1 protein-coding gene is annotated in these 830 nt (G+C 48.1%); it reads right to left on the minus strand.

Features of this window, described 5'->3' with window-relative positions; genetic code table 11:
* The coding region (ltaE, locus tag R7P74_RS25700) for a low-specificity L-threonine aldolase (RefSeq protein WP_318123474.1) at positions 1–780 on the minus strand (780 nt) is incomplete at its 3' end.
* Positions 781–830: the final 50 nt, after the last annotated feature.

Here is an 830-nt window from a genome sequence, read left to right on the forward strand (position 1 = left end):
TTCCGCCAATGCTTGTGCATTGATGTGATCTTGCTTTAACTGCGCGACTTGTTCAGTGATCGCCAGTTTACCTGCTGCCGCTAGAATGCCCGCCTGACGCATTCCGCCGCCGACCATCTTTCTTAAACGGCGAGCTTTCGCTATGTATTCCTTGCTGCCAAGCAGCAGTGAGCCAACGGGTGCCGCAAGACCTTTCGATAAACAAATCGTCATGGAATCAAAGTATTGACCAATATCTTTGACGGGAACATCGAGCGCAACAGCTGCGTTAAACACACGGGCACCGTCGAGATGCAGTTTCAGATTGTGTTTATTAACGAATTCACGAGCTTCCGCTAAGTAAGACAGTGGGATCACTTTACCGTTGATGGTGTTTTCTAAACTTAGCAGACGAGTACGAGCAAAGTGCGCGTCATCAGGTTTAATTGCTGCCTCTAATTTGTCAAATGGCAACGTGCCATCTGGATTGTTTTCTATTGGTTGAGGCTGGATAGAACCCAGTACCGCTGCGCCACCTGCTTCATATTTGTAATTGTGTGCTTGCTGGCCGCATAAATATTCATCGCCACGCTCACAGTGCGCCATTAATCCTAAAAGGTTTGCTTGCGTGCCAGAAGTGGTAAACAACGCTGCCTCAAACCCTGCTAATTCAGCTGCGAACTGCTCTAGCTCGTTTACGGTAGGATCGTCACCATAAACATCATCGCCAACAGGGGCGCTGAACATTGCTTCGCGCATAGCTTGGGTGGGTTGAGTCACTGTGTCTGAACGAAAATCCATGAATATCTCCTTGGTTCAAATTCCTAAATGTATCCGCAAAGGCGAGCTTT

It is taken from the genome of Vibrio sp. 2033 (assembly GCF_033339735.1).